The 24,161-nt window shown below is 55.1% G+C and carries 25 protein-coding genes and 1 CRISPR repeat array; of the genes, 12 read left to right on the plus strand and 13 right to left on the minus strand.

The window, feature by feature from the left end; translation table 11 throughout:
• Positions 1-21: 21 nt before the first annotated feature.
• Together BM485_01585 and BM485_01590 are read right to left on the minus strand one after the other, a co-directional pair.
• Positions 22-291, minus strand: a complete 270-nt coding sequence (locus tag BM485_01585) for an addiction module toxin YoeB (GenBank protein ID OKY76786.1) — start codon at positions 289-291, stop codon at positions 22-24.
• Positions 281-559 carry a prevent-host-death protein gene (locus tag BM485_01590; GenBank protein OKY76787.1) on the minus strand — a complete coding sequence of 93 codons (279 nt, stop codon included), beginning with the start codon at positions 557-559 and terminating at the stop codon, positions 281-283. Before BM485_01590 ends, BM485_01585 begins: the two co-directional genes overlap by 11 nt.
• A gap of 124 nt (positions 560-683) precedes the next feature.
• Here BM485_01590 and BM485_01595 point away from each other — a divergent pair, with 124 nt between their 5' ends.
• Entirely contained in the window at positions 684-1,673 is a 990-nt protein-coding gene (locus BM485_01595; protein ID OKY76788.1) for a hypothetical protein, read from the plus strand.
• Positions 1,674-1,718: 45 nt separating this feature from the next.
• Here the strand turns inward: BM485_01595 and BM485_01600 are convergent, their stop codons facing one another.
• Both BM485_01600 and BM485_01605 read right to left on the minus strand, forming a co-directional pair.
• The gene (locus BM485_01600) at positions 1,719-2,108 is read right to left on the minus strand and encodes a twitching motility protein PilT (GenBank protein OKY76789.1); all 390 of its coding nucleotides are present in this window, start codon (positions 2,106-2,108) and stop codon (positions 1,719-1,721) included.
• Positions 2,095-2,364, minus strand: a complete 270-nt coding sequence (locus BM485_01605; GenBank protein ID OKY76790.1) for an AbrB family transcriptional regulator — start codon at positions 2,362-2,364, stop codon at positions 2,095-2,097. Before BM485_01605 ends, BM485_01600 begins: the two co-directional genes overlap by 14 nt.
• An 84-nt stretch (positions 2,365-2,448) precedes the next feature.
• Here BM485_01605 and BM485_01610 point away from each other — a divergent pair, with 84 nt between their 5' ends.
• From BM485_01610 to BM485_01620, 3 genes are read left to right on the plus strand one after another with little or no spacing between them, the layout of a single operon-like run.
• Complete coding sequence (locus tag BM485_01610; protein ID OKY76791.1) at positions 2,449-3,090, plus strand: CRISPR-associated protein Cas4; 642 nt, start codon at positions 2,449-2,451, stop codon at positions 3,088-3,090.
• Entirely contained in the window at positions 3,087-4,118 is a 1,032-nt protein-coding gene (locus BM485_01615; GenBank protein OKY76792.1) for a subtype I-C CRISPR-associated endonuclease Cas1, read from the plus strand. Before BM485_01610 ends, BM485_01615 begins: the two co-directional genes overlap by 4 nt.
• 3 nt (positions 4,119-4,121) lie before the next feature.
• Positions 4,122-4,412, plus strand: coding sequence for a CRISPR-associated endonuclease Cas2 (locus BM485_01620; protein ID OKY76793.1), 291 nt, complete (start codon positions 4,122-4,124; stop codon positions 4,410-4,412).
• Positions 4,413-4,596: 184 nt separating this feature from the next.
• A CRISPR array of direct repeats spans positions 4,597-8,397; the repeat unit is 32 nt; unit sequence GTCGCCCCCCGCGCGGGGGCGTGGATTGAAAC.
• Positions 8,398-8,437: 40 nt separating this feature from the next.
• Here BM485_01620 and BM485_01625 read toward each other — a convergent pair.
• The 7 genes from BM485_01625 to BM485_01655 form a co-directional block, all read right to left on the minus strand.
• Complete coding sequence (locus tag BM485_01625) at positions 8,438-10,063, minus strand: hypothetical protein (GenBank protein ID OKY76794.1); 1,626 nt, start codon at positions 10,061-10,063, stop codon at positions 8,438-8,440.
• Between the two features lie 43 nt (positions 10,064-10,106).
• Positions 10,107-11,039, minus strand: a complete 933-nt coding sequence (locus BM485_01630; GenBank protein OKY76795.1) for a cobalt ECF transporter T component CbiQ — start codon at positions 11,037-11,039, stop codon at positions 10,107-10,109.
• Positions 11,029-11,649 (minus strand): cobalamin biosynthesis protein CbiM, encoded by a 621-nt coding sequence (locus BM485_01635; protein OKY76796.1) that lies wholly within the window; start codon positions 11,647-11,649, stop codon positions 11,029-11,031. Before BM485_01635 ends, BM485_01630 begins: the two co-directional genes overlap by 11 nt.
• Positions 11,650-11,656: 7 nt before the next feature.
• Positions 11,657-12,019 carry a hypothetical protein gene (locus BM485_01640; GenBank protein OKY76797.1) on the minus strand — a complete coding sequence of 121 codons (363 nt, stop codon included), beginning with the start codon at positions 12,017-12,019 and terminating at the stop codon, positions 11,657-11,659.
• Positions 12,020-12,028: 9 nt separating this feature from the next.
• On the minus strand, positions 12,029-12,355 hold the full coding sequence (locus tag BM485_01645; GenBank protein OKY76798.1) for a hypothetical protein: 327 nt from the start codon (positions 12,353-12,355) through the stop codon (positions 12,029-12,031).
• 23 nt (positions 12,356-12,378) lie between these two features.
• Positions 12,379-13,182: a hypothetical protein gene (locus BM485_01650; GenBank protein ID OKY76923.1), complete on the minus strand. Its 804-nt coding sequence runs from the start codon at positions 13,180-13,182 to the stop codon at positions 12,379-12,381.
• A 160-nt stretch (positions 13,183-13,342) separates the two neighbouring features.
• Entirely contained in the window at positions 13,343-14,605 is a 1,263-nt protein-coding gene (locus BM485_01655) for a hypothetical protein (protein OKY76799.1), read from the minus strand.
• Positions 14,606-14,854: 249 nt separating this feature from the next.
• Between BM485_01655 and BM485_01660 the strand changes: the two genes are divergently transcribed.
• From BM485_01660 to BM485_01670, 3 genes are read left to right on the plus strand one after another with little or no spacing between them, the layout of a single operon-like run.
• The gene (locus BM485_01660) at positions 14,855-15,274 is read left to right on the plus strand and encodes a nickel-responsive regulator (protein OKY76800.1); all 420 of its coding nucleotides are present in this window, start codon (positions 14,855-14,857) and stop codon (positions 15,272-15,274) included.
• Between the two features lie 32 nt (positions 15,275-15,306).
• Positions 15,307-16,446, plus strand: a complete 1,140-nt coding sequence (locus BM485_01665; GenBank protein ID OKY76801.1) for a cysteine desulfurase NifS — start codon at positions 15,307-15,309, stop codon at positions 16,444-16,446.
• A 17-nt stretch (positions 16,447-16,463) separates the two neighbouring features.
• Positions 16,464-17,282, plus strand: a complete 819-nt coding sequence (locus BM485_01670; protein OKY76802.1) for a hypothetical protein — start codon at positions 16,464-16,466, stop codon at positions 17,280-17,282.
• A gap of 663 nt (positions 17,283-17,945) precedes the next feature.
• Here BM485_01670 and BM485_01675 read toward each other — a convergent pair.
• Complete coding sequence (locus BM485_01675; protein OKY76803.1) at positions 17,946-18,566, minus strand: IS630 family transposase; 621 nt, start codon at positions 18,564-18,566, stop codon at positions 17,946-17,948.
• A gap of 5 nt (positions 18,567-18,571) precedes the next feature.
• Positions 18,572-19,078: an IS630 family transposase gene (locus tag BM485_01680; GenBank protein OKY76804.1), complete on the minus strand. Its 507-nt coding sequence runs from the start codon at positions 19,076-19,078 to the stop codon at positions 18,572-18,574.
• Between BM485_01680 and BM485_01685 the strand changes: the two genes are divergently transcribed.
• From BM485_01685 to BM485_01705, 5 genes are all read left to right on the plus strand, one after another.
• Entirely contained in the window at positions 19,077-20,312 is a 1,236-nt protein-coding gene (locus tag BM485_01685) for a hypothetical protein (GenBank protein ID OKY76805.1), read from the plus strand. The two genes, BM485_01680 and BM485_01685, sit on opposite strands and share 2 nt — an antisense overlap.
• Positions 20,313-20,314: 2 nt before the next feature.
• The gene (locus BM485_01690) at positions 20,315-20,824 is read left to right on the plus strand and encodes a hypothetical protein (protein ID OKY76806.1); all 510 of its coding nucleotides are present in this window, start codon (positions 20,315-20,317) and stop codon (positions 20,822-20,824) included.
• A gap of 429 nt (positions 20,825-21,253) precedes the next feature.
• Complete coding sequence (locus BM485_01695; GenBank protein ID OKY76807.1) at positions 21,254-21,562, plus strand: hypothetical protein; 309 nt, start codon at positions 21,254-21,256, stop codon at positions 21,560-21,562.
• Positions 21,563-21,665: 103 nt separating this feature from the next.
• Positions 21,666-23,177, plus strand: coding sequence for a cytochrome B (locus tag BM485_01700; GenBank protein OKY76808.1), 1,512 nt, complete (start codon positions 21,666-21,668; stop codon positions 23,175-23,177).
• A gap of 62 nt (positions 23,178-23,239) precedes the next feature.
• Positions 23,240-24,148 carry a hydrogenase gene (locus BM485_01705; GenBank protein ID OKY76809.1) on the plus strand — a complete coding sequence of 303 codons (909 nt, stop codon included), beginning with the start codon at positions 23,240-23,242 and terminating at the stop codon, positions 24,146-24,148.
• Positions 24,149-24,161: the final 13 nt, after the last annotated feature.

Consider the following 24,161-nt stretch of genomic DNA (forward strand, 5'->3'; position numbering starts at 1 on the left):
GCCTGCGCCCTGCCAAATCTCTCAATAATGATACCGGGCCTGGAGGAAATCGATCCGGTCATCGCGGACGAGATAGACAAGGCGGTGTTCCTGGATGAGGCGGCGGGACCAGACGCCGGGGGCAAGATACTTGAGAGGTTCCGGTTTGCCGATGCCGGTGAAGGGATCGCGCATGATGGCCTCGATCAGGTCGAAGGCGCGCAGCGCCACCTTGCGGTCACTCTCAACACAGTGGCGCAGGTCATCACGGAACTCCGGCTGGAAGACGGCCTCGCGGTATTTACTTCTCAATGCCGCTTTCCTGGCGGAGGATTTCCAGTGAAGACGGTTCCCCCTCGCGTTTGAGGGCGCGGTCCAGGGCGGAGAGCAACCTTCCGGCGTTTGCCGGGGAGCGGAGCAAATGGGTTGTTTCAATGAGGCTTTCCAATTCATCGGCCGCAATCATGGCGACACTGCCTCCCTTGCGGCGGCTAATGACGACGATTTCCCGGTTTTCCGTGACCTCGTCGCACAGGCTGGCAAAATTGGCCCGTGCATTGGAATATGTTGTTTGGAGCATGGTGTCCTCCTGGTAGTTATTGTACAGGAATATTGTACAATAAGGTGCTTGCGTCAGCAATGGGTAATATGAAAAATTTCATGGATGGGTCGTAATGATAGAAAAAACTGGAAAACCAGAAGACATGCCTGCTGATTTTGGCGAAGTCATCCTGTATCAATCCGAGGAAGGGAAATCAGCGCTCGATGTCCACCTTAAGGACGAAACCGTCTGGCTGACCTTGAATCAGATTGCTGATCTGTTCGAAAGGGATAAATCCGTTATATCCCGTCATTTTCGCCATGTCTTCCAGAGCGGAGAATTATCAAGGGAAACAACTGTTGCAAAAAATGCAACAGTTCAAAATGAAGGTGACAGGCAAGTAACACGGCAGGTCGAATACTATAATCTGGATGCCATCATCTCCGTGGGCTACAGGGTAAATTCAAAACGCGGCACCCAGTTCCGCATCTGGGCCACCTCCGTCTTAAAAGACCATCTGGTGCGCGGCTATTCGCTCAATCAACAACGGCTGGCGGGAAAAGGCGTGGACGAGGTGCGGCAGGTTTTACGTCTGCTGGCCGGTACGCTGGAAAGTCATAATCTGGTGAGCGATGAAGGCCGGGCGGTGCTGGAGGTTGTCAACCGCTATGCCAGGACCTGGCAGCTTCTTTTGCAGTATGACGAAGATAAACTGCCGGTCCCCGGAACAAAACACGATGTGCGAGCCGCCTTGGAGATCGACCAGGCCAGGCAGGCCATTGTCACCCTGAAAAACGACTTACTGACCAGGGGGGAGGCGACCGACCTTTTCGGCCAGGAACGGGGCCACGGCCTTGCCGGCCTTATCGGCGCGGTGCAGCAGTCATTCGGCGGCCGGGATCTTTATCCGAGTGTTGAGGAAAAGGCGGCCCATCTCCTCTATTTTGTTATCAAGGACCATCCTTTTTCTGATGGCAATAAACGGATCGGCTCCTTTCTCTTCCTGTTGTTTCTCAAAACAAACGGGCTGCTGGAGGGTGGGAATTTCGATAACCGGGCGCTCGTGGCTCTGGCCCTGTTGACTGCGGCCAGCGAATCAGGTCAGAAGGGAATATTGATCCGGCTGATCATGAACCTGATTGCAGAGGAATGATAAAATGTCCCCGCTATCAGGCGGGATGTACAGGAGGAAAATCTCTCATGGCATTTTTACCACACATTTACCCAGGCCATTGGAGCGGCGGATGAAATCAGCGTCAAAGGTGGCGAAATGGCCGCAATCTTTGCAGCATGCAAGATGGAGGGCATCGGCAAAATCAAGCCCTTTACGGGTCCATTCCAAAGCGGAAAATAAGGTGTCAGGATTTTTCGTTTTGACGTTCGTCAGACTGAGGAGTTTTATAAATGCGTCACAGATTTCATTGGACTTAAAACTATATGCAAACCGCAAGACCCATTCAGTTTCGAGAATAACGGTGTCGGAAATAAAAACGGTGTCCTTATCGAAAAGAGCAAAGGCCTTCTGGAATTGGTCTTCATCGTCGCGGGTCAGCAGCCGGACAAGAATATTTGTATCAACCCCTGTCACCGGCACTCTCCATTGCGCCTTTTTTTATGGCCTCATCCATCTCTTTCAGGCTTTTTGCCGGTCCGTTATATTTGAGACAGGCGGCCACGTCAGAAAGAGTTGTTGCCGGATATGGATATGGCCGGGTTGGTCGCAGAAGAATGCCTTCAGCAATGTCAATCACTTCCAGCGTCTGACCTGGTTCCAACTGATGGGCGTCTCGCAGCGGTTTAGGGATTATAATCTGACCCTTATTGGAAAGTACGGTTGTTGCCATGGGTGATCTCCAGATATGAATGTTGTAACAATACCTTAGATAGCAATACCTGTTTTGTCAACAAGAGGTTCCCGGTCAAAGCAAATGAAAACATTCACCGAAGATGAGCTCTTGCCTCTCTCTGCCCTGCAGCATCTGCTTTTCTGTCCACGGCAGTGCGCCCTGATTCACATCGAACAGCAGTGGGAGGAAAACCAGTTCACCGCCCAGGGACGACTGATGCATGAACGAGTTGACCAGTCGGGCAGGGAATCACGAAAAGATGTCCGCGTTGAATACGGCATGCCCCTGCGCTCCCTGCGGTTGGGCCTGATCGGCAAGGCCGATGTCGTCGAGTTTCACAGGATGGATTCAGGAGAAGGCTGGCAGCCTTTCCCGGTGGAATTTAAACGTGGTAAGGAGAAAAAAGAAAACTGGGACAAGGTGCAGCTCTGCGCCCAGGCCGTCTGCCTTGAAGAGATGCTTGGGCTTGCGGTTCCGGCAGGCGCGCTTTTCTACGGCAAGAACCGCAGGCGGCAGGACGTTATCTTTACCGGCGAGCTGCGGCGGGAGACGGAAAATACCGCGTTGCAATTGCACGAACTTATCAGCGCGGGCAAAACACCGGCCCCGGTTTATAGCAAAAGATGCGATTCCTGCTCGTTTTATGAACTCTGTCTTCCCAGAATACTGGAAAAGAAGAAAAAGGTCGGCCGGTATCTGGATCAGGCTTGCGAGGTCCAATGAAAAAACATCTGAACACACTTTTTGTCACCACCCAGGGTGCGTATCTGGCCAAGGAAGGCGAAACGGTAGCCGTCAAGGTAGACGGCAAGGTGCGTCTGCAGTTGCCGATTCATACCTTGGGCGGCATCGTCTGTTTCGGGCAGGTATCCTGCAGTCCCTTTCTCATGGGATTCTGCGCCGAAAATGACGTTGCCATAAGCTTTTTGTCCGAACACGGGCGTTTTCTGGCCAGGGTGCAGGGGCCTGTTTCCGGCAATGTCTTGCTGAGGCGCGAACAGTACCGCTGGGCCGATGACCAGCAGAAATCAACGTCTGTCGCCCGATCAGCCGTAATCGGCAAGATAAGCAACAGCCGGACGGTGCTGCAACGCGTCCTGCGCGACCATCCGGGCAAGATCGATGTGCCGGTTCTGCAGGGTGCCATTGACCGGCTCAATTCCATCCTCATGCATGTCCGCGAAGACATCACGCTGGATACCATCCGAGGCTACGAGGGCGAGGCCGCCCAGGTGTATTTTAATGTTTTTGACAATCTGATCACTTCGCAAAAGGAGAATTTCATTTTTCACGAAAGAAGCCGCAGGCCACCGCTGGATCGGGTAAACTGCCTGCTGTCCTTTCTTTACACCATGGTCATGCACGATGTCAGATCCGCCCTGGAGTCCGTCGGCCTTGATCCGGCTGTCGGATTTCTGCACCGCGTCCGCCCCGGCAGGCCAAGCCTTGCCCTGGACATGATGGAGGAATTCCGCTCGTTTCTTGCCGACCGTCTCGCCCTGTCGCTGATCAACCTTTCCCAGGTGAAGGACAAGGGTTTCCGGATCATGGAATCAGGTGCGGTTTTCATGGATGACGAGACACGAAAAACAGTGCTGGTTGCCTATCAGAACCGCAAACAGGATGAGATCATGCATCCTTTTATAAAAGAAAAAATGCCGGTCGGCCTGTTGTTCCATACCCAGGCCCTGCTCCTGGCCCGGCATCTGCGGGGTGATCTTGACGGATACCCTGTATTTCTCTGGAAATAACATATGTTTGTTCTGGTAAGCTACGATGTGTCGACTATGGATAAAGCGGGCCAGCGCAGGTTGCGGCGCGTGGCCAAGGCCTGCAAGAATTTCGGCCAGCGGGTGCAGTTCTCCGTTTTTGAATGCATCGTTGATCCGGCGCAGTGGACGGTTTTCCGGCAGGTGCTGATTGACGAGATTGATCCCGGAACAGACAGCCTGCGCTTTTATTTTCTCGGCTCGAACTGGCAGCACCGGGTGGAGCATGTCGGGGCCAAAAAAGGGATTGATCAGGAGGGGCCGTTGATTGTTTGATACGAGGCGCGAACCCCAAGCTCCCATGAAATGACGGGCAGGTTCGCGCAGTCTGTAACTATCTGAAAAAATGTTGTTTATGGCCGATTTATTTTATCCGGCATGGGTATGTCGGTGGTATTTCTTTCTGATTCGCGGAATTGTGAAAAAAAGAGGAGGTGAAAGAACGGTTTGAAAGGAAACAGTCGCCCCCCGCGCGGGGGCGTGGATTGAAACCCATCGGGGTACCCATCTCTACCCGACCTCGCCGTCGCCCCCCGCGCGGGGGCGTGGATTGAAACGTTTTTTTGCGCACAATATATTGTGTGTGTCAAGGTCGCCCCCCGCGCGGGGGCGTGGATTGAAACATTTTTGCACCCCGCTGTGGCGGGCCTTTCTTGATGTCGCCCCCCGCGCGGGGGCGTGGATTGAAACAGACTATCATCAATGACGACTTGGCTGCATTGACCGGTCGCCCCCCGCGCGGGGGCGTGGATTGAAACATCGACTGCACTTACACAGCCCTGCTCGGTCCAGGTCGCCCCCCGCGCGGGGGCGTGGATTGAAACACTGGTGACGGTGGGCGGCACCGGCACCCAAACGAGTCGCCCCCCGCGCGGGGGCGTGGATTGAAACATAACCGTGGTTGCGGTGCATAGTGTTTTCGTCCGTCGCCCCCCGCGCGGGGGCGTGGATTGAAACAGCAATGTACTTGCTGACGCAACCATCGACGTCTGTCGCCCCCCGCGCGGGGGCGTGGATTGAAACAGGTGGAGGAGATCACCCGCAAGTACGCCGGGATGTCGCCCCCCGCGCGGGGGCGTGGATTGAAACGGTTGGTGACGGTGAAGATGATGTGCCGTTTTAGGTCGCCCCCCGCGCGGGGGCGTGGATTGAAACAGCAATTAACGTCACAAATCCCTTCATTCTTTAAGTCGCCCCCCGCGCGGGGGCGTGGATTGAAACTTTTTAATGAAAGGAAGAGAGAAAAAGACGATCCTGTCGCCCCCCGCGCGGGGGCGTGGATTGAAACACTCTTAATATGCCGGTCATCTCGACTACGGCACGGTCGCCCCCCGCGCGGGGGCGTGGATTGAAACGCTTCCGTATTGCCGTCGGAGTCAGACATCGTTGTCGCCCCCCGCGCGGGGGCGTGGATTGAAACACGGATAAGGAAAAAGCCACCCTGCTCAGGGCGGTGTCGCCCCCCGCGCGGGGGCGTGGATTGAAACCACCGCGTGGACCTATGATGTGACCTGCACTGACGTCGCCCCCCGCGCGGGGGCGTGGATTGAAACCGCCGCCACATCAGGACCGACCGCGATCATGATGTCGCCCCCCGCGCGGGGGCGTGGATTGAAACCCCTACTCCTGACACTGACGCAGCAATCCACAAGATGTCGCCCCCCGCGCGGGGGCGTGGATTGAAACACCAAGGCAATGCTTGAAAATATATACGATTATGTCGCCCCCCGCGCGGGGGCGTGGATTGAAACATTAAGATCGCAACACTCCGCTGCATCAACTGATGTCGCCCCCCGCGCGGGGGCGTGGATTGAAACTCTCACCAAGGATGAAATGTCCCGCCGTAAGGCCGTCGCCCCCCGCGCGGGGGCGTGGATTGAAACTCGTGAGTTTTTGATGCGGCATAGGAACCCTTGTGGTCGCCCCCCGCGCGGGGGCGTGGATTGAAACCATCGTTACCTGATCTGCCGGGATAGCCGACGTAGTCGCCCCCCGCGCGGGGGCGTGGATTGAAACCCCAAAAAGCGCATCCCCGCATACAGAGTGCCGAGTCGCCCCCCGCGCGGGGGCGTGGATTGAAACTTTTCCAAGGCATGGGAGGTGGAAGACCCGTCCGGTCGCCCCCCGCGCGGGGGCGTGGATTGAAACGCATAACGGCCCTGGTTGACGGTATCGGCTGTTGTCGCCCCCCGCGCGGGGGCGTGGATTGAAACGCAAACGCGGATAATTAATTATTAACACATTAACGTCGCCCCCCGCGCGGGGGCGTGGATTGAAACTTGGCCGCCAGCGTCGAATCAGACAATGCCGCCCAGTCGCCCCCCGCGCGGGGGCGTGGATTGAAACGGTCAAGAGCTGGACTCCCGTCTCCTGGCCGAAGTCGCCCCCCGCGCGGGGGCGTGGATTGAAACGCCGGGAACGGGACCGCTGCATCAGGAGCGAATAGTCGCCCCCCGCGCGGGGGCGTGGATTGAAACACCACGAACCTCACCGCCACTCGTTTATGTCGCGTCGCCCCCCGCGCGGGGGCGTGGATTGAAACGGTGCAGAACCTGACCCGGCATCTCACCGGGCTGGTCGCCCCCCGCGCGGGGGCGTGGATTGAAACGATGTTCTTGCGATTGATAAACGGCACGGCGCGCGTCGCCCCCCGCGCGGGGGCGTGGATTGAAACAAGACCCACGACCTGGTGTCAGTGTCCGAGACCGAGTCGCCCCCCGCGCGGGGGCGTGGATTGAAACATCAAACGGTCATTCGGCTGCGGCATCACCGGGCGTCGCCCCCCGCGCGGGGGCGTGGATTGAAACATCACGTCGATGACCGCCATGAGTTCGCCCCGGGTCGCCCCCCGCGCGGGGGCGTGGATTTTAACCACCGTCTGCCCCGGATATACCACAGATCGGCAGGTCGCCCCCCGCGCGGGGGCGTGGATTGAAACGCGAGGTCGCCAGTGGTAAACGGCGTGTTGAGGAGTCGCCCCCCGCGCGGGGGCGTGGATTGAAACAGATGATGTTGATTGAGCAGATCCACGGCCCGGTGTCGCCCCCCGCGCGGGGGCGTGGATTGAAACCTCTTTGTCGGCGATGGTCCGGCCAAAGACATACAGTCGCCCCCCGCGCGGGGGCGTGGATTGAAACAATCGGTCTTGCGGCCATTGATTTGCTGACCGGATGTCGCCCCCCGCGCGGGGGCGTGGATTGAAACCTACGAGAGGTTTAACGTTACTGCGGGGCAAGTGTCGCCCCCCGCGCGGGGGCGTGGATTGAAACACCTGTCCATCCCAGCCCTTTTTGTCCAGAAAGACGTCGCCCCCCGCGCGGGGGCGTGGATTGAAACTCCGAATTCAGGGCGTTCCATCGCAAAGACGGGGTCGCCCCCCGCGCGGGGGCGTGGATTGAAACCGCTGTCGGATCCGTCTCCGTGTACGAAGTCAGAGTCGCCCCCCGCGCGGGGGCGTGGATTGAAACAACCATGATACCAAGTTGCCAATCGTCAATATGGTCGCCCCCCGCGCGGGGGCGTGGATTGAAACAAACCTGCCACGGTCGTCCGGGAGGTTGAATGTGGCGTCGCCCCCCGCGCGGGGGCGTGGATTGAAACGAGCTATCCACGCGGCCCCGTCCCACTGCAAAAGTCGCCCCCCGCGCGGGGGCGTGGATTGAAACTTATAATGCCTGGTAGTTGTGTCGCTGCACCTCTGTCGCCCCCCGCGCGGGGGCGTGGATTGAAACAGCTTAGCGCCCAACAGTTCAGCCGCCGCCAACAGTCGCCCCCCGCGCGGGGGCGTGAATTGAAACCCGATACGATTGGCCGCCATGGCCATGCGCTCTCGTCGCCCCCCGCGCGGGGGCGTGGATTGAAACGATCGTTGCTCTATCGCTAACCATACCGGCAATGGTCGCCCCCCGCGCGGGGGCGTGGATTGAAACTCCCAAAACTTCTCAGTGGATCGGACCGCAACTGCGTCGCCCCCCGCGCGGGGGCGTGGATTGAAACCCCATGGCCTTTGCGGCGAGCTGGAACGCACCCGTCGCCCCCCGCGCGGGGGCGTGGATTGAAACCATTAACTCCTTGTGTTGTTCCCATTTAGCCAACAGTCGCCCCCCGCGCGGGGGCGTGGATTGAAACCAAGGTGGCGACGCTGATGTATGCCCATACCCCGGTCGCCCCCCGCGCGGGGGCGTGGATTGAAACCTCCGCCACTGGTTGCGGGCAACCGGGAACATTAAGTCGCCCCCCGCGCGGGGGCGTGGATTGAAACGATAATTGAGGTTTAGGCACTTGAGACACTTTAGGCACTTTTATCGGGACTGCAGCTCCTGAATACGGCGGCAACACTCGTTGTTGTACGTGTAATCGAGCTCGTTGATCGCCTGGAGATGCTGATCGGTGACAAATTCCCCGGTGGAGTAATCCCGGATAATTTCTCCCCGGTGCATGACCAGGGTGCGGCTGGTCAGACGGGTGATGAAAAAGAGATCATGGGTTACGAGAAGAACGGTCAGCCGCAGATCTGCCAGAATTTGCAGCAGGATTTCTTCTCCCTGCGGGTCAAGCCCGGCAGTGGGTTCATCCAGGATGAGCATTTCAGGGCGCATGCCGAGCACCGAGGCGATGGCCAGCCGTTTTCGCTCGCCGCCGCTCATGTGGAGCGGCACCTTGCCTTCAAATCCCTGGAGATTCACCTGGGCCAGGGCATGTGCCACCCGCTCATCCAGTTCTTTTCCCCTGATGCCCATCTGCCGGGGACCAAAGGCGACTTCCTCCCAACAGGAAGGGCAGAAAAGCTGGTCCGCCGTATTCTGAAAAACCATGCCGATGCGCTGCCATAAATTTTTGCGGCGGGAGCCGGTGACGATATTGCCGTGCAGCAGGAAATAGCCGTCACCCCGATTGATTCCGAGCAGACAGGCGGCCAGGGTTGATTTTCCCGCGCCGTTTTCCCCCACCAGGGCAATGGTCTCGCCGGAACGAACAACAAGATTGACATCATGGAGTCCGGGGCTGCCGTCCGGATAGCGGAATGAATAATGCTGCAGCTCCAGGAGCGGTGTTTCCTCCGCCCCCACGGGCAGATGGTGACCACTCCTGTCATGGGCATGGGTCGCCACCTGGTGGTGATGATGGTGATGCGGTGCTTTCTCATGGTGCCCGCCGCAACAGGTAAAGCGGAAGGTAAAATCAAGCCCGTGCTCGCGCAGGGAAGCAGGCTGGGACACCAGATCACGGAAAGCGAAATCATGATGCAGGCAACCGTCGGCCATGACCACCGCCCGGTCGCACAGATCATACAAAAAAAGAAGATCGTGATCGATGATGATCAGGGTGCCCTGATAATCCGCCAGCAGTTTTTTGAATATCTTTTCCTGCAATGGATCAAGGCCCGCGGTCGGCTCGTCGAGGATGAGAACCTCCGGATTCATCGCCGTGACAGCGGCAAATGCGGCCCGTTTTTTCTGGCCGTGACTGAGCAGATGGGCGGGCTTATAAAGAAGATGATCAAGCCCCACCGCGGCAATCTGCCGTTTCACCCGGGCATCGACAATGTCTTCCGGCAATCCCTGGTTCATGGGGCCGAAGGCGACGTCGTCGTACAAGCTGTTGCAGAAAAGATGATCATCCGGGTCCTGAAACAGGACACCGACGTTAAGCCGCAGTTCCCGCAGCAGTTCGCCCCGCGGGGCTTTGCCTTTATAGGTCAGCGAGCCGTGTTGACAGGGATGCAGGCCGTTCAGGTGCCTGGCCAGGGTGGTTTTGCCCGAGCCGTTGCGTCCCACCAGGGCGATACGGTCTCCCTGGTGGATTTGCAGCGAAACATCCCGCAGGGCAAGGGTGCCGTCCGGATAGCGGAACGACAGGCGATCAAGATCAAAAAGCGGCATCCGGTCCTGACGGCGGGGCGCGCTGTTGTCATCCATGTGGTGCATGAAGTTTACCTGCTCCCGGTCGCGGGAAAATCGGCATCGCGCATTACCACGTCGAATATCCCCGGAATCTGTCCAGCCAAATCAGGGCAAGGCCGATCATGGCCCAGAGAAGCGCCTTGCACCAGTCTTTTCTCGTGGTTGCGAAATGCGTAAAAGAGGGAAAGGAGCCGTTGTATCCCCGGCTCAGCATGGCGTCATACACCCTCTGGGTCCGGTCGAAAGAGCGGACAAACAGCATGCCGAAAAAATTTCCCATGCTGTGCATGGTGGCAATGTCGGTTTTCGGACGAAATCCCCGCACCCGCATGCTGCGATAGATGCGTTTTGTTTCATGAAGAAAAACAAAGATATAACGGTGGGTCAAAAGAAGCATCTGGCTGATTGAGTCGGGTATTCCCAGCCGGGACAGGGCTTGCAGCGTCACCGGCAAAGCGGCGGTGGCCAGCAGCGGTTCCATCATCAAGCCGATGGCGCAGGCCTTCAAAACAATCCGCAAGGCCACGGCAAAACCGTGGCCGTGAAAGGGAATGCCGTGCAGAAACGGCAGGTACAGAAGGATTTCGCCTTGCCGCAACGGCGAGGTAAAGGGCACGACGAACAGAAACATGGCAAGAAAACCGGCCATGGCACCAAGTCTTTTCACGGTGCGACGCAGCGGAATGCGGCAGGCGATGACGGCGACTATACCGATGCAGAGCGCCATGGCACTCCACAGAAGGCTTTTCAGCGAAGCAACCGCAAAACAGTAGAAAAAAATGGTGGCGATTTTAACGCGGGGGTCCCAGCCGTGGAAAAACGAGGAGCGATCCGCGTATGCGTCAAGGGCGGGAAGTGTCCAGTCCGCCGTTGCCCCCTGAAAACGGACACCTGGTTTTTTGCGCACAATCAGCAGAACCGCGGCAAACACCAGCAGAAAAGCACCAAGTATGACCCCGAATACGGCACCGGAAAGATAGATTTCAAGATTACCGGTCATGCCGCGGGAAACCACCCGGATTGAGCAATTCCGGTTTCACCCGGAAAAGAAAGGAAATGATAAAGGCGGAAACCCCCGCTTCAATACAGACAACCGGAAGATGGGCAAGCAGCGCCAGTTTGGCGACGCCGAGAAAATCCTCGCCGGCGGTGAACAGCAAGGCGGCGAGAATGACGGCGGACAGCAGGGTCCCCAGCCCACCGGCCAGGCCACCGGCAATTGTATGCATCTTCAAGGTCTTGCCGCGCAGCAGGCGGAAAAGCAGACCGCAGAAAACGGCAGGCAGCCCCATCATCATCGCATTGGCGCCGAGCGCGGTCAATCCGCCGAATTGAAAAAGGATGGATTGCAGAAACAGGCCCAGGGTTATGGAAAGAAAGGATACCGGCCCGAGCAGCGCCCCGACGATGCCCGGCAACAGCAGATGCACACTGGTGGGGCCGAAAGGCAGATGAATGAGGGAGGCCACGAAAAAAGAGGATGTGACCACGGCGATCCTGGGCAGATCTTCCGCCCGCACCTGTTTGAGACTCAAGGCCGCACCGGCAAAGGTCAGGGCAAAACCTGCGAGAGTCACACTTGTGGGAAGCACCCCGTCGGAAATGTGCATGCGTTATCTACCCGTTTTTTTCGCTCTTTGTTTTTCGTCGCGCCGTAAAAAAGGCGGCAAGGCCGAGAAGGCCGAAGATATAGCCGACACCGGCCACCGCTTCCCGCCATCCCGGCTCTTCGAGGTTCCGGCTCAGTGCGCCGATTTCTCTCTTGATCTGCTGCAGTTCCCGGGATAATTTCCTGTCCTGCTCCTCCAGCAACCTGACAGCCTCCAGGCAACTGTCCCGTTGATCTCCGGCGGATGCAAGGGCAGCCACTTCTCCCTTCCCTGCCTGCGCAAAGGCGGGGGCGGCCACAAAAACAGCCGGCAGAAAAAAAAGCGGCAGAAGGCGAAAAAAAACGGTTTCCCATTTCATCATTTTTTGCATGGCGCTCTCTTACATATCCTCTTTTTTCAGCAGATACGTGTTCCTGTGTCCCATGGAGGCATTAATAACAATGGTCAGGTTTTCCCTGGCGGGAAGGGCAAAGGAAAATTTTCCTTCGGTATCTGTTTTGCCCTCCAGGAGCTTCGTATCGGCAGGACCAAGAACCTCGATGGTGCCCCCCGCCACCGGGCGGCCGTCCGGAAAATAGCTTTCCGTATACACCGTATCCCCCTCGACGTAGGCAAAAACATTAACCTTGTGGGCCAGAGCCGGGTCCGCCGACAGGCAGGAAATAAAAAGGAAAGGCAGGAAAATTTTAAAAATCATGTTTTGCATGGCATTGCTCAAGACCAACGGGATTATTTCATATCAATGGTATGCACCCAGTAGACGGCGCCTATTTCAACCCCTTTTTCCATCCCATCCTTTTTCAGCTTCCACTCCGCTTGGTTCAGGGCGGAAAATCCCCACCATCCGGCCCTCGGCATGGCATAGGAAAAGACACCGTCGGCATCGGCTTTGACCACCTGGGTGACATACGGATCACTGGGCGGCAAAACAACCGTCTTATTGCCCGGCGACTCGTTGAGATATTCAATTTCCACCTCGGCATGGGGCACCGGCTTTCCTTGCAAAAGCACCCGGCCGGTGAAGATATTGTTCGTCCACAGCCCGTAGGGCCGGGTCAGGGGAACAATTTCCGTCTCCAGCCCCACCGCTTCATCCCAGCCCTCTTCCAGGCCCAGGGCATTGACACAGACCTTGGCATAATGAACGATAAAGAGATCCTCGGCCGGTTCCCAGTAGGGAACGGGTTCCACAAAGAATGTATAATCCCCGGGGCGCTTGATCGGATAAGCTGTTTGCCAGAAGGTGAATTCTCCCTGCTGATCCGCGCTTTTGCCCTTTGCCGCCCTCAGAGTCGGGAGAAGATCGATTTTTTCACCACGGTGGACCACGCCGAATTGCTTCGGTTTTTCCATTTCCATGTAATGCTGTTCCAGGGGATGAATGAATTTGACCTCAAGGGCCACTGTTTTGTCGTCCTGCCGGCTGACGATGTCATCGGCGGGGATGATGGCCCCGAAATGGGCATCGGCTGATGCCGGGCGCAACGCGAAAAAAAGAGCGGCCACGGCAATGGTTGAAAAAATTTTCCGCATGAAAATCGTCTCCTCTTGTTTTTTCATTTGTAACTATCCAGGTAGATAGGCTGAAGGCTGTAGACTGAAGGAAAAGCGCCTAAAATATGTAATACGACAGTACCGGCAGCCCTATAGCCTTCAGTCTACAGTCTAAACAGCTGGATAGTTACTTTCATTTTTAAAACTCCACTCCCAGCTGCAGGGTGGTTGCGTGGGCATCGTTGCCGGTGCCTCCGTCTTTTTCCTCATAATCCTCATCATGGAGATATTCCAAAGCGAGATTGGTGTTATCAAAAACGGCAAATGTCACGGCGGCGATATAGCGGTCTTCCGGCAGGCCGAGATCAACCGCTTCATGCGAAGACTGATAGCCGAGGGCAAAGGTGGTTGCCCGGCTGAACAGCTCGGTGGAATACGCGGCTTCAATGTTCCAGGCCGCGGGCCGGGCCCCCTTCCCGTGAAAGCCGATTTCATCCGCCGCAAAGTCATCAAGGGCCGCGACATATTCACCGATCAGGGTGAAAGGTTCGGCGGTAAAAACGGCGTAAAGGGACAATCCGTTCACATAATCGTCCACCGCGTCAAGATCCATTTCCTCTGCAAGATAGTCGCCGATGCCGTCCGTATCGGCCATGTTGTTGAACCAGCCCATGCCGACATCAAGAGCCATGGCGTCCTTTTCCAATCCATACCCGAGATTCGCCCCATAGCCGTCAATTTTATCGTCGTCGTCCCGCGCGGTGATGTCGCCGTTGAAACCATAAAGGGAGCCATACAACCCTCCCGTCTCAAACCCGATCTGCAGCGCACTGTCTCCGGTTTCGCCGATTTCCAGGGTGAGCGGATCGGAAATCATGTTGGTTTGGAAAAAACCAAAGGGCACATACATCTTGCCCGCGCTCAGATACGCAGGGAATTCATCAAGATTTCCAATGGTTACGATCCCTTCGTCAACCGTGACGTGATTATCCTCTTCGCCTTCTTCATACAGTTCGCCTTCTTCATACAGCAGGAGAAGATGGGCGCTTGCCCATTCCGATATCGTGGCATCGAGGCCGATTTCCACGGTGGACAGGGTTATATCACTCCAGTCGTCCTCGTTGAAATCCTCACCCGCTCCGGCCGCGACTTCAACAAGTCCGCTCAATTCCACCCGGTCGGCGAGAACCGCGATTGAACGGCCGGAGTCATTTTTCAGTTTCTCAACCCTGTCGCTCACGCCATTGTCGGCCTGGTGAGATTCTCCTCCTTCTTCCTTTTGCGTCGCCATCTTCCGTTCCAGGGCATCACTGAAATCTCGTGCATCACGTGCGGTCAGCACCCCTTTGGCCTGCAGCAGCTCAAGCAGCATCTCCGTTTCCGGCGACAGTGCCTGGACCTGGTGCGCACCGCAGAATATGCTCCCTCCAACCATGACCGCCGCAACTATTTTCTTTTTCATCTCTCCCCCCTTTCACATTAACACGAAAATCAAAATTGTAGCACGAAAATACCCCATCAACAAACGAAGTCAAGTGAAAAGTGACACGTAATGAAGCATTGTAGCACCAATCAGCCGCAATGTGGAAAATCAGTTACATACCCTGTTGAATTTGCCTTGCCGGACCCGGCAAATATTGCTAAATCAAAATACTGTTGATTCGGGAAAAGCCGGAGGCAACCACGAAGACAAGGAAACTAAGGAGAACCTATGAGCGCCACAACCCGCTTCGGCGTGTCCATTCATGATGATCTTTTACAGCGTTTTGATGAACTGATTGCGGCCAAGGGCTACCAGAACCGGTCGGAAGCGATCCGCGACCTCATCCGTAACGCCCTGATCGAGGAAGAATTGTCCGATGAGGAGACGGAAACCGTCGGCAGCATTTCCCTGGTTTACAACCACCACACCCGGGATCTCGGCGAAAAACTGACCCAGCACCAGCACTCGCATCATAAAGCGATAATTTCCGCCCTGCATGTCCATCTGGACGCCCACAACTGCCTGGAAATCATTGTCGTCAAGGGCCGGGCCAAGGATATCAAGAAAATGGCGGACGAATTGATCGGCACCAAGGGGGTCAAGCACGGCAAACTGATGATGACCACCTCCGACAAAATTCCGGCCTAGCCGAGCCCGCATGCTTACCAAGGAGGGCGATTATGGCACATCCCATCTATCTTGACTACAACGGCACCACGCCCCATGACCCGGAGGTAATTGCCGCCATGCGCCCCTTCCTGGAGCACGACTTCGGCAACCCTTCAAGTTCCCACTGGTACGGCATCGCCCCGCAACGGGCGGTGCAAAAGGCGCGGGCCCAGGTGGCGGAACTGCTGGGCTGTGTTCCCGAGGAAATCATCTTCACCAGCGGCGGCACCGAGTCCAACAACCATGCAATCAAGGGAATTGTCGCCGCCGCGCCAAAGGGAGCCCACATCATCACCTCGGCAATTGAGCATCCGGCGGTGCTTGAGGTCTGCCGCCGGCTCGAAACATCGGGCGCAGCCACCACCTCTGTTCCGGTTGACCGATACGGACTGGTTGACCCGGAGGACGTGGCCCGCGCCATCCGGCCGGAAACGGTGCTCATCACCATCATGCACAGCAACAACGAGGTGGGCACCATTGAACCGATCGCGGAAATAGCGGAAATCGCCCGCCGCCATTCCCTTCTCATCCACACCGACGCGGCCCAGTCGGCCGGCAAGACGCGACTTGACGTCAACGAACTCGGCGTTGATCTGCTTTCCCTTGCCGGGCACAAACTTTACGCACCCAAGGGCGTGGGAGCGTTGTATGTGCGCCGGGGCGTGGAACTTGCCCCGTTCTGCCATGGCGCCGGTCAGGAAAACGGCCGTCGGGCCGGCACGGAAAACGTGCTGGAAATTGTCGGCCTCGGCACGGCCTGCGATATCGCCCGCCGGGACCTCACCGCCAACATTGATCACATGCTTTCCCTGCGGAACCGACTCCATCAGTGCCTGGCCGCCCGGCTGGGCAACACCTTTCGTCTCAACGGCCATCCGGAAAAAAGGCTCGCCAACACGCTCAACCTCTCCTTCAAGGATGTGGAAGCCACCCGCATGCTGGAGGAAATCGGCCTGGAAGTGGCGGCTTCGGCCGGCGCCGCCTGCCATTCCGGCACGGTGCGGATATCCCATGTGCTGCGGGCCATGCAGGTGCCGGACGAATGGGCCAAGGGCACCCTGCGTTTCACCGTCGGCCGCATGACAACGGAAACGGAAATCGACAGGGCAGTCGACGTGATCGGCAACGCCGTTCTCCGGCTTCGCGCCTGAATCCTTTGCCGCCGAAAATGGCACCAATCATCCGTCATCTAACCATCGCGCCCGGTGACCGGCAATCCGCCTGCGACCTGCTCTCGGCAGAAACCGGTCTTTCCCGGAGCAAAATCAAGGAGGCCATGGCAAAAGGCGCGGTGTGGCTCGAAAAAAAGAAAGGAAAACGCCGACGCCTGCGCCGGGCCACGGCAATTCCGCAGACAGGAAATATCCTGACCCTCTACTACGACGAAACGCTCCTTGCCCTTGTCCCGCCAGGGGCCCGCTGTCTGCATGACCAAGGCCATTACAGCGTCTGGCACAAACCGGCGGGCCTCATGTCGCAGGGTACGGAGTACGGCGACCACTGTTCCCTGCTGCGTCAGGCGGAACTCTTTTTCCACCCGCAGCGCCTGGTTTTTCTCGTCCACCGGCTCGACCGCGAAGCGGAAGGCCTTATGCTCATAGCGCACAGCAAGGAGGCGGCGGGGAAACTCTCCACCCTTTTTCAACAAAACCTGATCAGGAAAAGCTACCTTGTCGAAGTGCGCGGCAATCTGTTTGCGCGAGAGGAAACAAAAATCGATATCCCACTGGACAACAAACCGGCGCAGACCGAGTATCAGGTGCTGTCCCATGACCCCCGATCCAATACATCCAAAGCCGTTGTCCGGATAAAAACCGGCAGGCTCCATCAAATCCGCCGCCATTTCGACCTCATCGGATTTCCGGTAATGGGTGATCCGCGTTACGGATCCGGCAACAAAACCAGCCGGGGCCTGCAACTGATTGCCGCCGAACTTCTCTACATCTGCCCTTTTACCGAACGCGAGACGGTTTTCTCCCTCCTGTAAACCGATAACATCATCATGCATGTACCTTCACGAAAATCGGATTCAACTTTCTGCTGCCGCGGCATTGCAAAACCTTCATTTCAGCAAAAATATCAATCAATGTTACAATGACGATTATCCGAATAACGCAACCTGCATGGCGCCATTCTTTATTTCCACGGGTTATTGTTGTTTCCTGTAACTTCATCCGGATACAATTATTGATTCCCTCCCATTTTTTTTGATTTAAATCGGGGTTGCTATATTCCCGCGAAAACAACTTGAAAAACCTGAAGTCAATATCCTGCTATTCGCCTGTCTTCTTCATCTGCTTCTTCATGTGTCATGAAATGTTACAAAAAGATGTATCAAGAACACACCCACTTTCCTTCATCATCATCCAGCTTCTTTCTCAAAAAGAACAACCCACCAAACAACATAATGATATAACAAACAATTTATCGATTTCTTCCGACATCAATCCTATCTGGCAGATTAATTGCTATTGTGAATTCTGATGCAGGAATTTTTTTTGCCGCCATGGAAATCATGTCGAATTTTTAACCATGCAATCTCATGATTAAAATCCAGGTAAGGCAAAATAAGATCGAACCTCAGCGAGCAAAGGAGCAAAAAAATGCCATTATCTCTCAAAGATGCAACACGCCTAGTACATTGTATATGTTAAAGTTTCGGATAAAGCCGTTTTAGTTTTATTCGCGCATCATCTGTTCTAAACTGCCAATCAACCTTAGTCTGGCGGTTATTTCGATCAATGTTCCATGCCGCCACTTCAGCTCGCATCTTCTCGATACAATCAATCCGGCCTGCAAGGCATTGCCGCTTCAATACACTGAGTTCAATCTCTGCTATGTTCAGCCAACTCCCGTGTTTCGGGGTGTAGTGTATTTCAAGACGTTCCGCCAAGCCCCTGGCTTCTTCAGGTGGGAAAGCCGCATAGAGCGAGGCCGTGTCGTGTGTATTGAGGTTGTCCATGACCAAAACTACTTTCTTGGCATCGGCATAACGCTCTTCAAGCATCTCTTTGATGAAATGGGCCCAATCAATCCGTGTCCGCTGTTCAGTAATTTTTACCTTGCGCTTTCCCCCAAGCGGTTCTACCTCAAGTAATATGCTTGCGACCCCATTGCGAACATATTCATCATCCATCAGAACAGGATGGCCAGGGGCTGCCGGAATAGGCTCATGCACCTCCCCGATTAACTGTACACTCGATTCATCCATGCACACAACCGGGAATTCTTGACTATACGGACGCGCATAAACTTCGAGTATATCTTCCATTGCCGCTACAAAACTGGCGTTTTGATCCGGCGGTATCTTCCAGTATTTGCTTTGGTGAGGCTTAAGTTCATTTTTTTTAAAGTGTTACATACCGTCATCGGAGAAACACTCGTTACCATCTTCAGCTCGACCATTTTCTCAGCCAACAGACGTACTGTCCATCGATTTTTACCTTCTGGAGCATCCGAACATGCCAAAGCCAAAAGATGTGCTTCAAATTCTCCTCCGAATTGAATTTCTCGCGGAGGGGTCTCGCGCTCCTTACGTTCAAGGGCGGCAGAAAGACCTTCTTCAACAAATCGTTTCTTTAAGTGTTCTAAACTCCGCGTCGTTGTCCCTAAAGCTTCTGCGACCTGAGTGACAACCCACTTCGGTCCATGTTCCCCCGCATCAAGCAGAAGTAATGCTCGAGCATACAGTACGGTGCGGGCTGCCCTTTTCCCTTTAGTTGAAATAGCCTCCAAATCTTCCCGTTCCTCTTTTGTTAATGTCACTCTGTATCTTGGTGCCATGTCGTCCTCCTTGTATTTTGAAGACGACTATAACAAATATCACGCAAAAATACGAAAACTTAAATTTTACATTGTACTAGCAGGACTGGAACTTAATGCGCTTCATTACGCCGGTGTGATGCCCGCCGTGTTGGAAAAATCCAGTCTTAAGCCAGAAGGAACACCTGTTTTCGACATCAACGGCACACTCCTCTTCTACCGCGTTCCCATTATTCGTGGACGCAGGAACCTCGGCTACACCGATATTGGAGCGCATGAGATTCTTGGAGAGCCATTACTGTCAGTGTCTACCGGAACCAGCTGGAATGAGACCGCAATCATCAAGGAAGCTGCAACCGCGGCACGAAAAGCACAACGCGCTTTCAAATTCAACAGTATCCGCTTTGTTGCCTACAGTTTTCCAAAAATTGGGCTTCAATTCCTCCAGGACGGAAAAGAAGTTCTGTTGCTGGAATGGAAAAGTTGGGCGAAAGTGCCGACAATGGCCACTCGGAATCGCAAACCCATGGAACCATCCAACTTCGAGCGGTGGAGCTTTATCGATGAAATGCCCGCGACCGTGAAACGGAAGAACACCCAAAATTTCAATAAGCGTGTGGAGACATGGGAAACCCCCGCCTTTCGCAAGCTCGACACCTCAATCATAACGAAAACCGTCTTTGAGCTGCCGAAAATTGCTATAAAGCTTTCCGAGACAAAGCAGGTTCACTATTCTCCTCGAGCAGAGGATCACCAGCCATGTTACGAGCTTCGGGGACAACAAACAGGTGTCTGGTGCGTTGCCGCAAGCGCGGAAATGCTCCTCAACTTCTATCGTTACCAGTACGACCAGCCTCGTCTGGCCAAGGAACTTGGACTGGGAACCTGTAGCGTCCCGAACGGCCTGCCGTACTCTCAGGTAGGCAAGGTTGTAACAGTCCTCGAGAAACTGACTTCCAACAGCCTTGATGTCACCATGATCACCAATCCAGGCTGGTCGACATTCCAGGACGAAATTCGGGCAAACCGCCCCTTGATCAGTTTCGTCCCCGGTCATTCGCGAACGGTTGCCGGGTTCACGCAAACCCTGCTCACCTTGCCCGGTCAGCTCCCATTCAAAGGCTTGCTCGTGTATGACCCTTGGCCGCCTACGGATTGCGATCATCCAGAGGCTGGTGGTGTCATTACCAAGTGGGAGAACTTCGCTACCCAGACATATCAGTACGCTTACTCGGCTGTTTTGAAACACGTCTAGCCATGGACGAAGTGATCCATATCGCAAAGATCCTTGCTCAAGCGCAAGATCTCCTCCGGTGCGGGAAGATCGGAAATTCCATGGTCCGGAAGTCCGCCATTATCGGCACCCCCATGGAAATCCTGACGTTGAAAGGCGATCTCCACTCATGGTTCGTACCAGTTACACTCGGCGACCGTCTTGCCGGTTTTTTTCAGTTCCTCTCCGATCTGACATTGATGCGCTACTCCAGCTTTCAACGACGAGATGACAGCATTGAAGGCTGCCCGGCAGCGGATTCTTGGCTTGACGAGGAAACCATCCGGCACCTTGCCCAAAAGAACGCTCGCCCTGGAGAAACCGTTGAAAACACCTTCCTCACTTTTGATCGAACGCCTTCACGATTGGCGTGGGCTGCCGTACTCACGTCTGCCGACGGAAAGAAACGGACTCTCCATATAGCAGGGCAGACGGTATGGGAAGCAACAAAAACAGACAATGACGCCGAATCATTTGCAGGACATCTTTCATAACGTTTTCACAATAGGTTACCGGCAAATTTCACATCTCCCGCCGGAATAAAGCTGAACAGCCCATAGGTTGTTCAGCTTTATTCATAACTTGAAAAAGAATCTTACCGGCTGGGAAGGAAAACCTTCCACTGAGTAGTCACAAAGCAGGAGCTTTTCCGCCCCACAGCAAAAAACTCCCACATTAAACTGTTATTTCAACATGTTAGTCGAAAAGACCCGTAAACCCCTCATGATTTTCATAATTTCAGAACTCCTGATGTCGTAGCGTGATTCCAATAAGTTATGTCACTATTTCTGATTCCGGCCTGTTACCGGTTTTAGCGCCTGAAATACTTCAAGTACTTAGCGTGCCGAAAATTAAAGGTGTTATCTGATCAGAAAGTACCGCCACTTCAAGTACTTTAGGCATTTTAAGTACTTGAGGCACTTTTGTCGAACCACAATTCCGGCATCAAAGTAAAATCCGCCCTGATCAGTTTTCCCATGCTGAAATTGTCCCATTATGTCGACAGGAAACCGGGCAAAGCCGGTAAAATCCCGCGAGAAAAACTCGGGTCGGATTACGAGCTCAACATTGATGAGTCCGTAAAAAATCTTTTTTTACCACTGAGAGCACAAAGTGCGCAGAGAAAATATTTTAAATTGCAGTATGTTACCTCTGCGTGCTCCGTGGTCTCTGTGGTTGATTTTCAGTTTTTACGAAACCATCAACATTCAAAAGCTGAAGATTCATCATAACGAATTAAAAAAAAAGATAAAAAAATTGACTTCCCTGATTTTACCATGAAATAATCTCCTACCATGTTCAGACTACAGAGAGAAAAAAAATGGAGAATATTCTATGAAAATCGATCTCGGCCCGGTGACACGACTTGAGGGCCATCTTAATGTCAGGACGACAATCACCAACAATGTTGTCGAAGACGCCCAATGCATCGGCGAAATGTTCAGGGGGTTTGAAATTATCCTGCGCGGCCGGGATCCACTGGACGCGCAACAGATCACCCAACGCATCTGCGGCGTCTGTCCGTATGCCCATGCCATTGCCTCGTCGTATGCCCAGGAAAAAGCCTATGGCCTGAACACTCCGGCCAACGGGCGCATCCTGCACAACCTCATTCAGGGCGCCAACCATCTCTATGATTATCTGCTCCATTTTTATCAGCTTTCCGCCCTGGATTTCGTCGATATCACCGCGGTGCTGCAATATCAAGGGACTGATCACGATCTGGTCAAGGTCAAGGAATGGGTGAAGGCCGAGCTTGCCTCGGGCAAACCCTTTCCGGCAGCCCCTTTTCTGCCGCGCCTGTCAGGCCGCTATATCGAAGATACGGAAGTGAACATCGGTGCCTTGAAGCACTATCTGGAAGCAATGGAGCTGCAGAAAAAGGCGAACCGGGCCTCCGCCATTTTCGGCGGAAAATTTCCCCATGCCACCGCCGTTTTTCCGGGCGGCTGCGCCCAGACCCCGGAAATCGACATGATTACCGCCTATCAGGCGCTGATAGAAGAGGTGCGGGATTTCATCCACCGGAAATATATCCCTGATCTGGTCACCGTGGCCGGGGCCTTTCCCGAATACTGGGACATCGGCGCCAGCAAGGGCGATTTCATGTCATTCGGCCTCTTGCCCTTTGGTCCGCAACCTGACAGCAAAAGACTTTTTTCTCCCGGTATTCTCGCCGGCGGCACGATCTCTCCCGTTGATTTCAGCCGGATTACCGAGGATGTCAAATACGCACGATATTCTTCGCCGTCCGGACTTTCCGTCCCGGAAGGCGAGCTTGTGCCGGATGTTGACAAGGCTTCCGCCTACTCATGGGTAAAGGCGCCCCGTTATAACGGCCGGATGGTGGAAGTGGGCGCCGCGGCCAGGGTGCTGGTGGAATACCATCAGGGCAATAACCTGCAGGTGAAAAAGCTGGTTGACCATTTTGCCGGTATCGCCGGTATTACCCCGGATAAATTGAATTCCGTGCTGGGCCGGCATCTGAGCCGGGCCATCTGCGGGGCGGTCATTGCCGATTTCCTGCTGGAGGAGTGCGAACGAATTGAACCAGGCAAACCCGGCGGGGCGGAGATCGTCGTCAGCGCCGAGGGCGAGGGATACGGCGCCACCGAGGCCTCCAGGGGCGCCCTGCTCCACTATATCCGCCTGAAGGACCATAAGGTTGAAAAATATGAATGCGTGGTGCCGACCACCTGGAACTGCTCGCCCCGAGACGACAAGGGCAATCCCGGGGCACTGGAATCAGCTCTGATCGGCACCCGGGTCGAAAATCCGGAAGAACAAATCGAATCGGTGCGAATCGTTCATTCCTTTGATCCCTGTCTTGCCTGTGCCGTGCATTAATCCGGGCGAGGCGGAAATCCCCATGGCAGCTTCTGCCTGTTCCAATCCAAGGAGTCAACATTATGCTTGATCGACGTGAATTTGTTAAACTGGCCGCTGCCTTGACTACGGCTTTCAGTATAAGCAATCTGCCCGAGCCGGTTGCCGCCGCCTTGAAAAAAATCAATCCCGAGGCGATTCCCAAGCTGCTTTATCTGCAGGGCCAATCCTGCACGGGCTGTTCCATTTCCCTGCTGCAGTCGGAATCGCCCTCGCCCCTGACCATGATAACCGACTATTCCCAACTGGCCTTTCATGCCGACCTTTCCGCCACCTCCGGCAAGCAATCCATTGATTTGATCGAAAAGTTCATTTCCGGCCAGGCGGGTGAATACATTCTCGCCCTGGAAGGATCTATCCCGGATTCAATGCCCATAGCCTGCATGATCGGCCATAAGACCCTGGCCGCCTATCTTGAAGAAGCGGCCCGCACCATGAGTGCGGCGGTGGCCATCGGCTCCTGCGCCTGCGATGGAGGTATCCCCGCAGCGGAAGGGAATCTGACCGGCGCCATCGGCCTGCAGGAGTTTTATGCAAAACGCAACATCGATAAAACAGTGGTGAACATCCGCGGCTGCTCCGTTCATCCGGACTGGGTATGGCAGACCATCGTGCACCTGGTGAAAATAGGACTTCCCGAACTGACGGAAAACGGATCACCCAGCCTTTTTTATGCGCGTTCCATCCATGAAACCTGCCCCAGATATCATGATTTCCAACAGGAAATTTTCGCGCAGAAACTGGGAGACAAGGGTTGCCTTTTCAAGCTCGGCTGCCTCGGCCCGCAAACCATGGCCGACTGTTCATCACGCTGGTGGAACGGGGGACGAACCTGGTGTATAGACGCCAATGCGCCATGCATCGGCTGCGCCTCTCCCCTGTTTGCCAGAAAAAAAGACATGCCTTTTTACAGGATCAATCGTCAGGGATAAGGATCAGGAGATA

It is taken from the genome of Desulfobulbaceae bacterium DB1 (assembly GCA_001914235.1).
Lineage (GTDB): Bacteria > Desulfobacterota > Desulfobulbia > Desulfobulbales > SURF-16 > DB1.

Bases quoted from the DNA above. Each gene is read 5' to 3' on its own strand.
- BM485_01590 (OKY76787.1), bottom strand. From the start codon at position 559: ATGCTCCAAACAACATATTCCAATGCACGGGCCAATTTTGCCAGCCTG.
- BM485_01595 (OKY76788.1), top strand. From the start codon at position 684: ATGCCTGCTGATTTTGGCGAAGTCATCCTGTATCAATCCGAGGAAGGG.
- BM485_01605 (OKY76790.1), bottom strand. From the start codon at position 2,364: ATGGCAACAACCGTACTTTCCAATAAGGGTCAGATTATAATCCCTAAA.
- BM485_01610 (OKY76791.1), top strand. From the start codon at position 2,449: ATGAAAACATTCACCGAAGATGAGCTCTTGCCTCTCTCTGCCCTGCAG.
- BM485_01615 (OKY76792.1), top strand. From the start codon at position 3,087: ATGAAAAAACATCTGAACACACTTTTTGTCACCACCCAGGGTGCGTAT.
- BM485_01620 (OKY76793.1), top strand. From the start codon at position 4,122: ATGTTTGTTCTGGTAAGCTACGATGTGTCGACTATGGATAAAGCGGGC.
- BM485_01625 (OKY76794.1), bottom strand. From the start codon at position 10,063: ATGCACCACATGGATGACAACAGCGCGCCCCGCCGTCAGGACCGGATG.
- BM485_01630 (OKY76795.1), bottom strand. From the start codon at position 11,039: ATGACCGGTAATCTTGAAATCTATCTTTCCGGTGCCGTATTCGGGGTC.
- BM485_01635 (OKY76796.1), bottom strand. From the start codon at position 11,649: ATGCACATTTCCGACGGGGTGCTTCCCACAAGTGTGACTCTCGCAGGT.
- BM485_01640 (OKY76797.1), bottom strand. From the start codon at position 12,019: ATGCAAAAAATGATGAAATGGGAAACCGTTTTTTTTCGCCTTCTGCCG.
- BM485_01645 (OKY76798.1), bottom strand. From the start codon at position 12,355: ATGCAAAACATGATTTTTAAAATTTTCCTGCCTTTCCTTTTTATTTCC.
- BM485_01650 (OKY76923.1), bottom strand. From the start codon at position 13,182: ATGCGGAAAATTTTTTCAACCATTGCCGTGGCCGCTCTTTTTTTCGCG.
- BM485_01655 (OKY76799.1), bottom strand. From the start codon at position 14,605: ATGAAAAAGAAAATAGTTGCGGCGGTCATGGTTGGAGGGAGCATATTC.
- BM485_01660 (OKY76800.1), top strand. From the start codon at position 14,855: ATGAGCGCCACAACCCGCTTCGGCGTGTCCATTCATGATGATCTTTTA.
- BM485_01665 (OKY76801.1), top strand. From the start codon at position 15,307: ATGGCACATCCCATCTATCTTGACTACAACGGCACCACGCCCCATGAC.
- BM485_01670 (OKY76802.1), top strand. From the start codon at position 16,464: ATGGCACCAATCATCCGTCATCTAACCATCGCGCCCGGTGACCGGCAA.
- BM485_01675 (OKY76803.1), bottom strand. From the start codon at position 18,566: ATGGAAGATATACTCGAAGTTTATGCGCGTCCGTATAGTCAAGAATTC.
- BM485_01685 (OKY76805.1), top strand. From the start codon at position 19,077: ATGTCGTCCTCCTTGTATTTTGAAGACGACTATAACAAATATCACGCA.
- BM485_01680 (OKY76804.1), bottom strand. From the start codon at position 19,078: ATGGCACCAAGATACAGAGTGACATTAACAAAAGAGGAACGGGAAGAT.
- BM485_01690 (OKY76806.1), top strand. From the start codon at position 20,315: ATGGACGAAGTGATCCATATCGCAAAGATCCTTGCTCAAGCGCAAGAT.
- BM485_01700 (OKY76808.1), top strand. From the start codon at position 21,666: ATGAAAATCGATCTCGGCCCGGTGACACGACTTGAGGGCCATCTTAAT.
- BM485_01705 (OKY76809.1), top strand. From the start codon at position 23,240: ATGCTTGATCGACGTGAATTTGTTAAACTGGCCGCTGCCTTGACTACG.